We start from the raw sequence: 13,004 nt of genomic DNA, 5'->3' as shown, positions 1-13,004 counted from the left end.
TGTCCGGTGGGTGGGTGCCGCCGGGGTTATTCTGCGGCCTTTTTGTCGCTCTTGATCGAGGCGATCACTTTCTCGCCCCATCTCAACTGTTCTTTTAGATCGTCAATGGCCTGGGTCAGCTCTTCACGCCGGGATTCCATATCGGCAAGCCGCTCGCACGCGATCTCATAGGTGCGGGTCATCTGTGTAACCTGCTGATCACCTACGTGATACAAATCAAGAAGCTGGCGAATTTCTTCCAGGCTGAAGCCAAAGCGTTTGCCTCGCAGGATCAGCTTGAGACGCGCCCGGTCGCTTTTGGTGAACAGTCGTTTCTGCCCTTCGCGGATCGGAAACAAAAGTTCCTTTGCCTCGTAAAAACGTAATGTGCGCGGCGTGACATCATAGGTCTCGCACATTTCACGAATGGTCATCAGATCTTCGGTCATGGTTTCTGCACTCTTGTAACTGGCCTTCGTTAAGCTGATTTGCGCAGTCGATGCGCGTCTTACAGCACGTAGATGCCGTTCACGTAACGCGAACGCTGCGTCACAAATAAGTTGACGTAACTTCCGTTCGCGTCAAGGTTTCTACTGCAGGGAATTTCAGGACGTCACGTCAGATCACCTTCCAGATGCAATTTTCCAAACACGGAAAAGCATGCTGAAAGGGTAAAAGACCCAGGAAGGGTCTGTTTTTGGCTTTGGCAAATCCGATAGTAAACGCGGTCAGCCGGGCAGCAATGCCTAGTCTAACAATTTCGCGGTTTGGTCACGCATTTGTTCCAAGGCATCTATGGCTTCATCCAACTGTTTTTTCTGATTGTTCAGTTCGACAAGCTGATGTTCGGCCATTTCGATGAAGGCCTTCATCTGTGCCTGATTCCCCTGATCTTCGTAGATCAGCAGCCACTGGCGGATATCTTCCAGAGGAAATCCGTATTTCCGTCCCCGCATGATCAGCGTCATCCGAGCGCATTCCCTAGGCCCGTAAAAGCGAGTTCGGCCTTCGCGGTCAGGCTGCAGAAGTTCGATATATTCATAGTAGCGCAGGGTACGTGGAGTCACGTCAAACTCGGCGCACATCTCTTTGAATGACAAACGGTTGTCGGGCATTCCTGGTCTCCTTCGAAACAGCGTAGGACGTGGCGACTTCAAGCGCAACAGGCGGGCTTGCTCTTTTGCTAGCCTGACGCTCATAAAGGGAGAAACAGAGAGGACACAAGTAGATGGTCGACAAAGCTGCTATAGCACGACAGTTTATTGAGGCCATTCCGCATGCCAAAGCTTTGGGTTTGACACTCACCAAAATGGGTAATGGCGAGGCCGAGATTTCGATGCCCTACAAGGCCGAACTGATCGGTGATCCACGCACGGGTGTGATCCATGGCGGGGCGGTTTTTGCCCTGCTTGACACCTGCTGCGGTTCCGCGGTCATGTGCCATCCTTCTTCGCCCGGCGCCACAGCGACAATAGATCTGCGGATAGACTACATGCGCCCGGCGACGCCAGGACAGAGCATTACGACACATGCTGTCTGTTATCACATCACCAGAAACGTGGCCTTTGTCCGCGCAACTGCGATGGATGAGGACAAGGACCTGCCCGTGGCAACCGCCACCGGTTCATTCACAGTGGAGAGCCGATGATGTCACGACCTCGGCCCGAAGCCATGCAGCTCATCGAACAGCGTCGCGATGCAGCACTGAAGGCAATCGTGGATGGTGTTCCATATATTCAGTCTCTCGGAATCGAATTTGACCGGCGGGGAAATGAGTTGACCGGGGTACTGAACTTTGACCAAAAGCTGATCGGAAACCCGATGCTTCCGGCGCTTCATGGTGGTGTGACGGCTGCCTTTCTGGAAGTAACCGCGGTTATCACCCTGAGTTGGGAGTATTTCTTTCCCCGGATCGAAAACGGCGAATTGGATGCCAGCACGGTCTTTCAAGATGAAACCATCATGTTTCCAAAAACAGTAGATTTTACCGTTGATTACCTGCGATCGGGCTTGCCACGGGATGCCTATGCGCGTGCCTTTGTTCGCCGATTAGGGCGCCGGTATGCGTCGGTTCGTGTCGAAGCGTGGCAGGACAATCATCAGCGTCCTTTCGCACAGGCCAGCGGGCATTTTCTGATGCCACAGTCCAAATCGAAAGCTGAGTAGATTTCCATGCAAGACGCCTCGGCACCCATCACGCACAGGCGCGTGCTTAAAATTGCAGCGCCCATCGTGCTGTCGAATGCCACGGTTCCGATCCTTGGGGCCGTGGATACTGGCGTAGTCGGGCAGATGGGTCTGGCTGCGCCGATTGGGGCTGTTGGGATGGGGGCCGTGATTCTGGCCTCGATCTACTGGATATTCGGCTTTCTGAGGATGGGGACCACCGGCCTGGCGGCGCAGGCGCGCGGGGCAGGTGACACTGCAGAAACCGGTGCGCTGCTGATGCGGGGCATATTGCTGGGCAGTGCGGCAGGTATGGTTTTCATATTGGCCCAAGTCCTTTTGTTCAAAGGGGCTTTTGCCCTTTCCCCCGCCAGCCCCGAGGTTGAGGCGCTGACCCGCGACTATTTGCGGATACGCATCTGGGGTGCGCCGGCAACGATTGCGCTGTTCGCCATCACTGGCTGGTTGATTGCGATTGAACGTACGCGTGGGGTCTTTGTCCTGCAGGTCTGGATGAACGGGCTGAATATTCTCCTGGATCTGTGGTTTGTGCTTGGTCTGGGTTGGGGCGTCGAGGGGGTGGCCATCGCGACGCTCATCGCCGAGTGGAGCGGGCTGGCACTGGGTCTCTGGCTGTGCCGCAGTGCTTTTACCGGGAATCAATGGCGTGACTGGCCGCGAATTTTTGATCCCACGCGTCTGCGTCGGATGATGCAGGTGAATGGTGACATCATGGTCCGTTCGGTATTGCTGACCGGCGCCTTTACCACCTTCCTCTTCGTCGGATCGGATCTGGGGGATGTTAATCTGGCAGCCAATCAGGTCCTGCTGCAGTTTCTCGAAATTACCGCCTTTGCGCTGGATGGATTCGCCTTTTCCGCCGAGGCTCTGGTCGGCGGCGCCATCGGTGCGCGGGATCGGCATCAGGTGCGCCGAGCCGCGGCCATGGCTTCGCAATGGGGGGTAGGGGGTGCATTTGTACTCGGTGCGGTTTTCTATCTGGCCGGACCAGCGTTGATCGACCTGATGTCAACTGCACCTGAGGTGCGACTAGCCGCACGCGAGTATCTGGTCTGGGCGGCGCTGGCGCCGGTGATCGGTGTGGCAAGCTGGATGTTTGACGGCATCTACATAGGCGCGACCTGGACGCGCGCAATGCGCAATGCGATGATCCATTCGGTTGCGATTTATGTTTTGGCCCTGTTCATATTGGTGCCTGCGCTCGGCAATCACGGCCTTTGGGCCGCGCTGATGATCTTGAACATCGCGCGTGCCTGCACGCTGGGATGGCGATACCCCAAGCTTGAGGCTTTGGTCGCCTAAAGAAGGTCCAGAAGGGATTCCGTAGGGCGACCAATGGCTGCGTTGTCCCCTTTGATTGCAAGCGGACGCTCGATCAAAATCGGATGGGCCGCCATTGCTGTGATCAGGTCATCCTGAGCGGTATTCTTGGTTAGGCCCAGTTCCTTGAACAGCTTTTCGCTAGTCCGCATCAGGTCGATGGCGGGGATATCAAGGCGTGTAAGTACGGCCCGGATTTCGTCTGCCGAGGGCGTGTCCTCAAGGTATTTGCGAATTTCGACCTGCGCTCCGTTTTCCTCAAGCAAAGCGAGCCCTGCGCGAGACTTGGAGCATCTGGGATTGTGCCAGTATTCGATCATATCCAGTCCTGTCTTTTGCTTCCAACGGCCTGCGCAACTGTTTCAAACCCGTCGCGCGCCAGCAAGTCATCCAAACCTCGCGCGATTTCTGCCGCAAGTGAGATACCACCGAAAACCATCGCGGTGTAGAATTGCACGGCCGAAGCACCGGCGCATATCTTGGCATAGGCCTGTTCTGCTGTGCTGATGCCACCAACGCCGATCAACGGAATCTGACCGTCGGTCAAATGGCTAAACCGGGCAAGAACGCGGGTGGATTTTTCGAACAAAGGCGCGCCGGACAGGCCGCCTGCTTCGTCTCTGTGTGCGCTGCGCAACCCATCGCGCGACAAAGTGGTGTTCGAGGCGATGACCGCATCAACGCCCGATTCATGGGCCACTTCGGCGATATCCCGCAGCTCATCCTCGGTCAGATCGGGGGCGATCTTGAGGAATACTGGTAGAGGGCGCATTAGGGTGTTTCGGGTTTCGATCACGCCGCTCAACAGAGCGCTCAGCGCCGCTTTGCCTTGCAAATCCCGCAGCTTTTCAGTGTTCGGAGATGACACGTTGACCGTAGCGAAATCCAGATGCGCCCCACAATGGGCCAGTACCTTGGCAAAGTCGCCGGGGCGATCATCGCTGTCTTTGTTCGCACCAAGGTTCAGTCCGATCACCGCATCCCTGGGGCGCGCCGCCAGACGACGGGCCATGGCCTCCATCCCTTCGTTGTTAAAGCCAAAGCGGTTGATGGCAGCCTTGTCTTCGGTCAGGCGGAACAGGCGCGGCCTGGGATTGCCGGGCTGCGGGCGTGGGGTAACGGCACCGACTTCGATGAACCCAAACCCGGCGCTGGACAGGGGGCCAAGAACCTCTCCGTTCTTGTCGAACCCTGCGGCCAGACCAACCGGATTGGGCAGATTCAGCCCGGCGATTTTGGTCTGCAAACGCTGTGACGTGACCGGCCCTGGTGCAGGCGCAAGCCCTGCCTTCAGGGCTTTGATCGACAGGGCATGTGCAGTTTCTGGGTCCAAGCGGTGCAGGGCAGCCAGCCCCAGCTTTTCAGTCAGTTTCATCCAAACATTTCTCCGCCTTCGGTCGGCGCGCACCGGATAAGGCGAGAGGTCTTCACCGCAGCCTGACGATGCACGACCGCCTGTTTGTAGTCAGGGTCGGATATCATTTCCAGAAAGGCATGGGCCGATGGGTAACTCGCGATAAATACCGCGTCCCATGCCTCATCCTTCGGGCCAATCAACGTATTCTGAAACGTGCCGCGCCAAATGATCTTTGCCCCAAGGCGGGTAATGATCGGCGCGGTTTCGATCCCATAATTTCGATAGGCCTGAGCGCCCGACAGACCGTTTCTGGCCAGTTCGTGCCCCGATGGATATTCGGCCCGGTCGCGGAACCTCACCAGGTTCAGCATCTCAATAGGCTGGTCACGATCCAGTACCTTGAAGGCCTCAAACTGGGCGCGATCCGGGTCGATATACCCCGTCATTTCATGTCGTCCGGGAAGTGATGCGCCTTGCCGTCAAAGGGCAGGGGGCAAGACCAGATAATGTCGGTCATACGGATTTGACGGTAGAGATGCGGAAACAGAGCCTCCCCCCGCGAAACCTCCCACTTCAGGTCCTCGCCCATCGCGTCAGCATCGCAGGCCAACAGCGTCAAACCTTCGGCGCCGGCAAAATGCTTGGCAGCGGTTTCCGCAGCTTGTTCAGCTGTCGAAAAGTGGACAAAACCGTCCGAAACATCAATCGGAGCACCATCCGTGGCGCCATCGGTCTGCAGCGCCGTCCATTCGTTGGCGCGGAAAATCTTGTAAATCAGCATAGAACGGTCATGCCCCGCGCTGCGGCTAGATTCAAGCCGGATTTCCCCCTTTGACTCTTTGCTGAAGGCGGCGCAACATCTTGGCAATTAACAAAGGGAGTTAAAATATGTTCACCCGTTTCCTAGCCTCGGCTGCTGTGCTGGGTTTGACTGCAGGAATGGCCGCCGCCGAATATAAACTGACCATTCTGCACACCAACGACTTTCATTCGCGTATCGAGCCGATCAACAAATATGACAGTGGCTGTAGTTCAGATGACAACGCCGAAGGAAAGTGTTTTGGCGGATCTGCCCGTCTCGTAACAGCAGTGGAAGAAGCCCGCGGACGTGCCGAAAACTCGATCCTGGTAGATGGCGGCGATCAGTTTCAGGGCTCGTTGTTCTATACCTATTACAAGGGCAAGGTCGCGGCCGAGTTCATGAACAAACTGGGCTATAACGCTATGACCGTGGGCAACCACGAATTCGATGATGGCCCGGAAGTCCTGCGCGGGTTTATCGACACGGTTGATTTCCCGGTGCTAATGTCGAACGCGGATTTTTCCGGCGAAGAATTGCTGAACGGCAAGATCAAAAAGTCTACAGTGATTGAAGTCGGCGGAGAAAAAGTCGGCCTTGTTGGCCTGACGCCGGAAGACACGCATGAACTGGCCTCTCCTGGCCCGAACATCACATTCTCGGACCCGGTTCCCGCGGTTCAGGCCGAAGTGGACAAGCTAACCGCGGAAGGCGTGAACAAGATCATCGTTCTCAGCCATTCGGGATATGCTGTCGACCAGCGTGTTGCACAAGAAACGACCGGCGTTGACGTAATCGTAGGTGGGCATTCCAATACATATTTGTCCAACGTTTCTGACAAGGCTGTTGGCCCCTATCCGACAGTGGTCGATGGCGTGCAGATCATTCAGGCCTATGCCTATGGCAAATTCCTGGGCGAGCTGAATGTCACTTTTGATGACGACGGAAATGTTGTCGCGGCGGCTGGTGAGCCGCTGATCATGGACAACAACGTGGCCGAAGATCAGGCCTCGCTGGACCGTATCGCGGAACTGGCCGCTCCTTTGGACGAAATCCGCAATAAGGTCGTGGCCAGCACGTCTGAGGCGATTGAGGGTGACCGTTCGATCTGTCGTGTTCAGGAATGTCAGATGGGCAATTTGGTCGCTGATGCCATGCTTGCGCGGGTTGCTGATCAGGGCGTTCATATCGCGATTGCGAACTCTGGCGGCTTGCGTGCTTCGATTGACCCTGGCGACGTGACCATGGGTGAAGTTCTGACCGTGCTGCCGTTCCAGAATACGCTTTCAACCTTTGAGATCAGCGGACAAGGCATCGTTGACGCGCTTGAAAACGGCGTGAGCCAGGTAGAAGAGGTCAAGGGCCGCTTTCCGCAGGTTGCCGGTCTGACCTTTGTTTGGGACGCATCGGTGGCACCAAACGAAGGGCGCGTATCAGAGGTCATGGTATCCAACGGCGATGGGCTTACCCCGATTGATCCGGCGGCGACTTACCTTGTCGTTACCAATAACTACGTCAGAAATGGCGGTGACGGGTACAGTATGTTCGAAGGCGACGATAAAAATGCCTATGACTTCGGCCCGGATCTTGCAGATGTCACGGCGGAATACCTAGCCGAAAACGCGCCTTACCAGCCTTATCTGGACGGTCGCATCAAGCAAAAGTAAGGCGACCAGAGCGAAACGAAAAGGGCCGCACCTTGGGATGCGGCCCTATTTCATTCAGCTAACCTTCAGCCTTGATCAATGTCGTATTCCGGCCAAAGCCCTGTATCAAAACCCGCAAGCATGGGCTGGATATGTTCCGACACAGATCGCCATCCCCCAATGGATTTGGTTGAGATTTTGTTGCGAACCTGGTCGATACTGGCAGTCCGGACCTGTTTGGTATTTTCTTCCGGATGCATCATCGTCTCGGTCCATTCGAGGTCGCAGAAAGCGGCGACCTGCTTGCTATAGGTTTCGGGGTCCGCGACCAGCTTTTCATATGGAACGGTCAGGATCTTGTCGCCAAAAACAGCATCCCAATGCGCCATATAGCGACGATACAGGTTGGCAGAATGGGCAATGGTTTCAAGATTCGAGGCATAGTTCATGCCCCCCGCAGGGAACCGGCGGATCCATTTCGAAAGACCGACATCGCGCGGATCACGCAGCATGTTTATTATCTTGGCGTTTGGGAATGCTGACAACAGGAAGCCGACCCGCTGAAAATTGTGGGGCATCTTGTCAACAAAAGCGGTTGAGCCATCGGGGATCGGCGGCATCAACTCTCGGAACTCTTTGGCATATTTCGCTGCGGCAGTGGAATCGAAGGTCTTGCGATGTTGTGCGTAGTCGCGCGAAAGATCGGCCCCAACCGTCAGTTCGCCGCAGCCAGCAATGTCTGGCGCGGAGCTCAGCATCATTTCCATGAGCGTCGTGCCAGAGCGCGGCTGGCCCAGAACGAAGATCGGAACCGGCTGATCGGTTTGTTCGGACCAAGGAACTCTTCCTCCTACAGGGAACAGGCCAGTGATACGTTCGAACTTCTGTTCTTCCGCCTCTAAATCATAGGGTTTGACGTTGTGTTGGATGGCATTGGCACGTGCAAATTGCGGCAGTGCTGCGCCAAGGCTATCGGTTTTTTGGATCAGGTGGGCCTTGGCAAATTCCAGTTCCGACAGCTCGTGTACGCTTTCGGATATCGCTGCTTCAACCGCCTCCATCAGTTTCGGGGCGTCCTCTTTGCTGGACATTGTCGAAAGCTGAAGAAGGGTGGCAACATGGAAGGGTTCTTTGGCGTAGATGCCCTGCAGAATATTGGCGCATCCCTTTTTGTCGCCACTCTGGTGCAGATTTACGGCTTTTTGAAAGGCTATCTTTTCGTTGTCCGGTGCCAATTGATACGCCTTGGTTATATCGCGTGAGTTGTGCTCGATATAACCGATGCGGCCATAGGCGCGGGCACGAGTCGACAACAGGCTGACATTTTCAGGGTCGCTTTGAAGTTTTTTGGTCACGTGATCAATGATCAGGCGCCAATTCTGTCCTTTCAGCGTAATCTCATCAATGACCCGGTTCAGTTCCTTGCTGGCTGGGAATTTTTCGGCCTTGAGTTCGGCATATTCCAAGGCTTTGGCCATCTGGCCGGTTTGCATAAGAGCATTGGCGAGGTTTTCGACGAATTGCGGATCGTCAGGTTTCATCCGCGCGGCTTCGACAAAATGCGGGATCGACCTTTTATACTGTTTCATCTCGGTCAGAACAAAACCGGAAATGGCATGAAAATCCGAGTCGGTCGGAAACTTTTTTACGCCAAGTTGAGCCTTTTTCAGCGCAGCCTGGAATTTGCCTTCTTCCAGCGCTGCGACAGCTTTGACTTTTAAGGTTTTCGCCGTTTGATTTTGCATATGACCCCGTGAGAACCTGTGCCTGTAGAAAACGATTGTTGAAAGTTCATTACCTATGTGCGGACGGTTTGCAATAACCCTTCCAAATGATGCCATGGCCCAGTTGTTTTCTGCGCGCCCGGCCAATGCTCTGCCTGTTGTCCCGAATTTCAACGTTTGTCCGACATGTCAGGTGCATGTGGTCAGGGCAGGCGAAACCGGGCGTCAGTTGGATGCCTTGCGTTGGGGGTTTTTACCACACTGGTACAAGTCCAAAACCGCTGGGCCATTGTTGATCAATGCCCGCGCGGAAACGCTAGCTGAAAAACCGGCTTTCAGGGCGGCCTGCAGAGAACGCAGATGTCTGATCGTTGCCAGCGGGTTTTATGAATGGACCAAAACCGAGAGCGGAGACCGGCTGCCCTGGTATATTTTCAGAAAAAACGGGGCCCCGATTGCTTTTGGCGGGGTATGGCAAGATTGGGGCCCCGAGGGCGACCAGAAGGGAACATGCGCTATCGTTACGACACCAGCAAACCGCAATCTGGGCAGAATTCATCACCGCATGCCCCTGATTGTTGAACCCGAAAACTGGCCTTTATGGTTGGGTGAAGTGGGCAAAGGGGCTGCGCGGCTGCTGTCTCCGGGGCAGGAAGATATTCTTGGCTTTCATCGTGTCGATCCGAGCGTCAATTCCAATCGGGCCAGTGGACCGACGCTTGTCGATCCCATCGCAGGTTGACACCGTGCCTTTCCATCCGGTTCAACGCGGGTTAGATCGTTGACATGGTTCTGAAAATCACCAGCCTTCAGCAGTTATACGCGCATGAGTTCGACACAACCATAGACGTGCGCAGCCCGGCTGAATTTGCCGAGGATCATTTGCCCGGGTCTATCAACCTGCCAGTTCTGGATAACGACGAACGGGCGCGCGTCGGGACGATTTATGTCCAGGAAAGCCCGTTTCTGGCCCGCAAGCTGGGGGCGGCTCTGGTTTTCAGGAATGCGGCCAACCACATTGAACATAGCCTGTCCCATCACGAAGGGGGGTGGAAACCCCTTGTATACTGCTGGCGCGGTGGGCAGAGATCTGGTTCGTTTACCTGGATGCTACAACAGATTGGCTGGAGGGCCGAGGTTGTCGAGGGCGGCTATCGGGCTTATCGCCGCTTGGTGAGCCGGTATCTGTATGACGATCCGTTGCCGTTTCAATTCGTCCTTCTGGATGGGTATACGGGCACAGCAAAGACCGAGCTGCTTACACACCTTCAGGAACGTGGTGTCCAGGTTCTGGATCTCGAAGGGCTTGCCAATCACCGGGGGTCATTGCTGGGGGCAATGCCGGGCGGACAACCCAGTCAAAAGGCATTCGAATCCGCGCTGGCCGCAGAACTTTGTGGTTTTGACCCCACCCGTCCCGTCGTAGTCGAAGCGGAATCGTCCAAAATCGGCTCTTTGATCCTGCCGCCGAGGCTTTGGTCCGCCATGTGTGCGGCCGTGCGCATTCAGATTGATGCCCCGATAGAAGCGCGCGCGGAATATCTGGTCTCGGCATATGACGATGTCCTCAGCGATGCCGAGCGGTTGAAAGATCTCCTGTCGCCGCTGAGGTCTCACCGTGGGCATGAGGTGGTGGATGGGTGGTTTGCGCTGATTGACGGCGGTAACAAGTTGGCCCTTACACGGTCACTTATTGAACAGCATTACGACCCGGCTTATGCCAAGTCCGCGCGCGTACACAGCACCGAGATTGTGGCCTCGATCCAGGTTCCCTCGCTGGCAAGTACCGGTCTGAAAGAGGTCGCTGTGCGGGTCGAACAGGTCCTGGATCAGCTCTGAAGTTTTAAACCCGGCGTATCGTCGATCATGCCGATGATTGCTGCCGGATATCCAGCCGCACGTAGGTCTGCACACAGGCCTGGCGCGTCATCGGCTTGGACAGCGGCCAATAGCCCTCCGGCGGTTTGAGGATCGAAAAGAAGATCAGCCGTGGGTCCGTTGGCGAATTCAGGCGCGATGGCGCGGTTGTCCTCGAAGATCGTGGACCGAACACCGCTTGCGCTGAGCTCCACAGCCCCGGCCATCACGGGAACCGCATCCAGAGCAACTACCGCACCGCAACCCGAGGCACCGCAAATACCCTGCAGATGCCCTACCAGACCAAACCCGGTCACATCGGTCATCGCATGGGCGCTGAACAGAATGCGCGCGGCTTCGCCCTGGGGCTGGACCATGTGGCGGAACGCCTCGGCGACCCAGATGCCATTGGCCAAACCGGCCATTTCGGCGGCCATGATCACGCCGCTGCCAATCGGCTTGGTCAGGATCAAAGCGTCGCCCTTGCGGGCTCCGGACAGGATGATCGGGTCGTTTTCGCACAGGCCGGTCAGAGTGAACCCGATGGTCATCTCATCCCCCATCGAACTGTGGCCTCCGACGATTTCGGCTCCGGTTGCGCGGATGACGTCACTGGCGGTGGCCATGATTTCTGCCATGGTACGTTGTTGCAGTGCGGGTGACATCCGAGGCAGAATAATCGTCGCGGTGGCGGCCTGCGGTGCCGCACCCATCGCCCAGATATCACCCAACGCGTGAATGGCCGTGATCCGTGTCATCAAAACCGGATCATTGGTAAAGCTGCGCAAATGGTCCGAGGTCATCACCTGCCGCGCGCCGCCGGTGAGAAGCAAAGCCGCATCGTCACCTGAAAGCGGTATAACGTCTTGCCGATCGGGGGGCGGCAAATCAGACAGAACACTGCGCAAAGCGCGACGCCCAATCTTTGCGCCGCACCCACCGCACATGGGCTTTTCACCCAGGACTTCGGGCACGCCCAAAGCGTGGTCGCGGGGCAACTCTGCTGCTTTCATCTGCGGCAGATTCCGGAACTTATTCATGAAATTCTGGTCGATATGGTTCTTCCATTTCCACATCAACGGACCACTGAGCGAGGTTCCCAATCGCTCGGCCAATGCGGATTTCACACCCAGCGATATCAGCTTGAGGTAATCTTTTTGCGGATAATAAGGGCGCATCTTTCCGACACCCAGCGAGGCCCGAAGATTGTCATAAAGAATCGGGGCTTCTCGGACGGCATAAACACCTGCTTTTGGTTTGGGGTTTTCTGACAGATGGGCACAATCGCCGGCTGCGAAAACAAAAGGATTGCTGGACTGCAGCCTGCTATTCACCGTGATATATCCATCGTGAAGATCCAGCCCGGACTGCGCCATCCAACCATAGGGTTTGGCCCCCGCCGCCCCCGTCACGAATTCAGCCGCAATCTGGCGCCCGTCCTCCAACCGGATGTGATCCGCATGAATTTCAACGATGGCGGCCTGTTCGATCACGTCGATGCCAAGGTCAGCCATCGCATTGCGAATGATCGAGGCCGCCTTTGCGCCAATCGCGGTCAGGGCCCGAGCATTGTCGATCAGGGTCAATCGGGCGCTGCGGTTTGCGGAACGCAGAGCGTACGCCATCGCCATGATCAACTCGACCCCGGCAACACCACCACCGATCACGGCAACCGAGGCGGCGCCTGCACCAGATTGGTACTCGGCCCACCTAGCGGCAAAAGACCCTAACGGTTTTGCGGGGACCGCATGGTCGGAAAATCCAGGCAGGGCCGGCATGTCGGATGTAATGCCAACATTAACCGAGGCTACATCATAGGCGACGGGCGGTCGGCCGGGCACATGTACCTCTTGCCGGTCAGGGTCTAACCCTTCGACGGCACCCAATATCACCCGTGCCCCGGCAAAGCGAGCCAGGCGCACCAGATCAATATCCAGGTCACCCCGGCGGTAATGACCGGCAACGAAACCGGGCAGCATCCCTGAATAGGGGGCTGAAGGCGTGGGGTTGATGACCGTCAGGCGCGCGCCAGGCAGGGGGTTCATCCCCCATTTTCGCAATACCAGCGCGTGCGTATGACCGCCGCCGATAAGAACCAGATCGCGGGTCAGGGGTAACGGAGGTCTATGCATAGG

The 13,004-nt window shown here is 56.4% G+C and carries 14 protein-coding genes; 6 read left to right on the top strand and 8 right to left on the bottom strand.

Annotated features, from left to right (window positions below):
* Nucleotides 1-26: 26 nt before the first annotated feature.
* Nucleotides 27-428 carry a MerR family transcriptional regulator gene (locus tag AC2FFB_RS05360; RefSeq protein WP_142632817.1) on the bottom strand — a complete coding sequence of 134 codons (402 nt, stop codon included), beginning with the start codon at nt 426-428 and terminating at the stop codon, nt 27-29.
* A gap of 297 nt (nt 429-725) precedes the next feature.
* Nucleotides 726-1,094, bottom strand: a complete 369-nt coding sequence (locus AC2FFB_RS05355; protein WP_142632819.1) for a MerR family transcriptional regulator — start codon at nt 1,092-1,094, stop codon at nt 726-728.
* A gap of 113 nt (nt 1,095-1,207) precedes the next feature.
* Here AC2FFB_RS05355 and AC2FFB_RS05350 point away from each other — a divergent pair, with 113 nt between their 5' ends.
* Genes AC2FFB_RS05350 through AC2FFB_RS05340 form a run of 3 tightly spaced genes read left to right on the top strand, consistent with a single transcriptional unit; the run spans nt 1,208 to nt 3,468 of the window.
* The gene (locus AC2FFB_RS05350; RefSeq protein ID WP_142632821.1) at nt 1,208-1,627 is read left to right on the top strand and encodes a PaaI family thioesterase; all 420 of its coding nucleotides are present in this window, start codon (nt 1,208-1,210) and stop codon (nt 1,625-1,627) included.
* Nucleotides 1,627-2,145: a PaaI family thioesterase gene (locus AC2FFB_RS05345; protein ID WP_496874619.1), complete on the top strand. Its 519-nt coding sequence runs from the start codon at nt 1,627-1,629 to the stop codon at nt 2,143-2,145. The genes AC2FFB_RS05350 and AC2FFB_RS05345 overlap by 1 nt, the downstream gene beginning before the upstream one ends.
* 6 nt (nt 2,146-2,151) lie before the next feature.
* Complete coding sequence (locus tag AC2FFB_RS05340) at nt 2,152-3,468, top strand: MATE family efflux transporter (RefSeq protein ID WP_142632825.1); 1,317 nt, start codon at nt 2,152-2,154, stop codon at nt 3,466-3,468.
* On the opposite strand, the gene arsC is transcribed toward AC2FFB_RS05340, so the two are convergent.
* Genes arsC through AC2FFB_RS05320 form a run of 4 tightly spaced genes read right to left on the bottom strand, consistent with a single transcriptional unit; the run spans nt 3,465 to nt 5,624 of the window.
* Nucleotides 3,465-3,806, bottom strand: coding sequence for an arsenate reductase (glutaredoxin) (gene arsC, locus AC2FFB_RS05335; protein ID WP_142632827.1), 342 nt, complete (start codon nt 3,804-3,806; stop codon nt 3,465-3,467). The two genes, AC2FFB_RS05340 and arsC, sit on opposite strands and share 4 nt — an antisense overlap.
* Nucleotides 3,803-4,861, bottom strand: a complete 1,059-nt coding sequence (locus tag AC2FFB_RS05330; RefSeq protein ID WP_271948007.1) for a quinone-dependent dihydroorotate dehydrogenase — start codon at nt 4,859-4,861, stop codon at nt 3,803-3,805. Before AC2FFB_RS05330 ends, arsC begins: the two co-directional genes overlap by 4 nt.
* Nucleotides 4,858-5,289, bottom strand: a complete 432-nt coding sequence (locus AC2FFB_RS05325) for a DUF1330 domain-containing protein (RefSeq protein WP_496688636.1) — start codon at nt 5,287-5,289, stop codon at nt 4,858-4,860. The genes AC2FFB_RS05330 and AC2FFB_RS05325 overlap by 4 nt, the downstream gene beginning before the upstream one ends.
* Nucleotides 5,286-5,624 (bottom strand): DUF952 domain-containing protein, encoded by a 339-nt coding sequence (locus AC2FFB_RS05320; RefSeq protein WP_496693347.1) that lies wholly within the window; start codon nt 5,622-5,624, stop codon nt 5,286-5,288. The genes AC2FFB_RS05325 and AC2FFB_RS05320 overlap by 4 nt, the downstream gene beginning before the upstream one ends.
* Nucleotides 5,625-5,731: 107 nt before the next feature.
* On the opposite strand from AC2FFB_RS05320, the gene AC2FFB_RS05315 reads away from it, so the two are divergent.
* The gene (locus AC2FFB_RS05315) at nt 5,732-7,309 is read left to right on the top strand and encodes a bifunctional metallophosphatase/5'-nucleotidase (protein ID WP_142632834.1); all 1,578 of its coding nucleotides are present in this window, start codon (nt 5,732-5,734) and stop codon (nt 7,307-7,309) included.
* A 65-nt stretch (nt 7,310-7,374) separates the two neighbouring features.
* Here AC2FFB_RS05315 and AC2FFB_RS05310 read toward each other — a convergent pair whose 3' ends face one another.
* Nucleotides 7,375-9,033, bottom strand: a complete 1,659-nt coding sequence (locus AC2FFB_RS05310; RefSeq protein ID WP_496874618.1) for a tetratricopeptide repeat-containing sulfotransferase family protein — start codon at nt 9,031-9,033, stop codon at nt 7,375-7,377.
* Nucleotides 9,034-9,088: 55 nt separating this feature from the next.
* Here AC2FFB_RS05310 and AC2FFB_RS05305 point away from each other — a divergent pair, with 55 nt between their 5' ends.
* Nucleotides 9,089-9,754, top strand: a complete 666-nt coding sequence (locus tag AC2FFB_RS05305) for an SOS response-associated peptidase (RefSeq protein WP_496688631.1) — start codon at nt 9,089-9,091, stop codon at nt 9,752-9,754.
* Between the two features lie 44 nt (nt 9,755-9,798).
* Complete coding sequence (gene mnmH, locus AC2FFB_RS05300) at nt 9,799-10,851, top strand: tRNA 2-selenouridine(34) synthase MnmH (protein ID WP_496714386.1); 1,053 nt, start codon at nt 9,799-9,801, stop codon at nt 10,849-10,851.
* Here the strand turns inward: mnmH and selD are convergent.
* Entirely contained in the window at nt 10,842-13,001 is a 2,160-nt protein-coding gene (gene selD / locus AC2FFB_RS05295) for a selenide, water dikinase SelD (protein WP_496874617.1), read from the bottom strand. The genes mnmH and selD overlap by 10 nt on opposite strands.
* Between the last annotated feature and the right edge of the window lie 3 nt (nt 13,002-13,004).

The sequence above is a fragment of the Ruegeria sp. YTSA219 genome (genome assembly GCF_059609985.1).
The sequence above is the reverse complement of the archived record's forward strand: the minus strand, read 5'-3'. Positions and strand labels throughout refer to the sequence as shown.

Coding starts and splice junctions, on each gene's coding strand:
- AC2FFB_RS05345 (WP_496874619.1), top strand. CDS start 1,627: ATGTCACGACCTCGGCCCGAAGCCATGCAGCTCATCGAACAGCGTCGC.
- AC2FFB_RS05355 (WP_142632819.1), bottom strand. CDS start 1,094: ATGCCCGACAACCGTTTGTCATTCAAAGAGATGTGCGCCGAGTTTGAC.
- AC2FFB_RS05315 (WP_142632834.1), top strand. CDS start 5,732: ATGTTCACCCGTTTCCTAGCCTCGGCTGCTGTGCTGGGTTTGACTGCA.
- AC2FFB_RS05320 (WP_496693347.1), bottom strand. CDS start 5,624: ATGCTGATTTACAAGATTTTCCGCGCCAACGAATGGACGGCGCTGCAG.
- AC2FFB_RS05360 (WP_142632817.1), bottom strand. CDS start 428: ATGACCGAAGATCTGATGACCATTCGTGAAATGTGCGAGACCTATGAT.
- AC2FFB_RS05325 (WP_496688636.1), bottom strand. CDS start 5,289: ATGACGGGGTATATCGACCCGGATCGCGCCCAGTTTGAGGCCTTCAAG.
- AC2FFB_RS05310 (WP_496874618.1), bottom strand. CDS start 9,033: ATGCAAAATCAAACGGCGAAAACCTTAAAAGTCAAAGCTGTCGCAGCG.
- arsC (WP_142632827.1), bottom strand. CDS start 3,806: ATGATCGAATACTGGCACAATCCCAGATGCTCCAAGTCTCGCGCAGGG.
- AC2FFB_RS05330 (WP_271948007.1), bottom strand. CDS start 4,861: ATGAAACTGACTGAAAAGCTGGGGCTGGCTGCCCTGCACCGCTTGGAC.
- AC2FFB_RS05305 (WP_496688631.1), top strand. CDS start 9,089: ATGTGCGGACGGTTTGCAATAACCCTTCCAAATGATGCCATGGCCCAG.
- mnmH (WP_496714386.1), top strand. CDS start 9,799: ATGGTTCTGAAAATCACCAGCCTTCAGCAGTTATACGCGCATGAGTTC.
- AC2FFB_RS05340 (WP_142632825.1), top strand. CDS start 2,152: ATGCAAGACGCCTCGGCACCCATCACGCACAGGCGCGTGCTTAAAATT.
- selD (WP_496874617.1), bottom strand. CDS start 13,001: ATGCATAGACCTCCGTTACCCCTGACCCGCGATCTGGTTCTTATCGGC.
- AC2FFB_RS05350 (WP_142632821.1), top strand. CDS start 1,208: ATGGTCGACAAAGCTGCTATAGCACGACAGTTTATTGAGGCCATTCCG.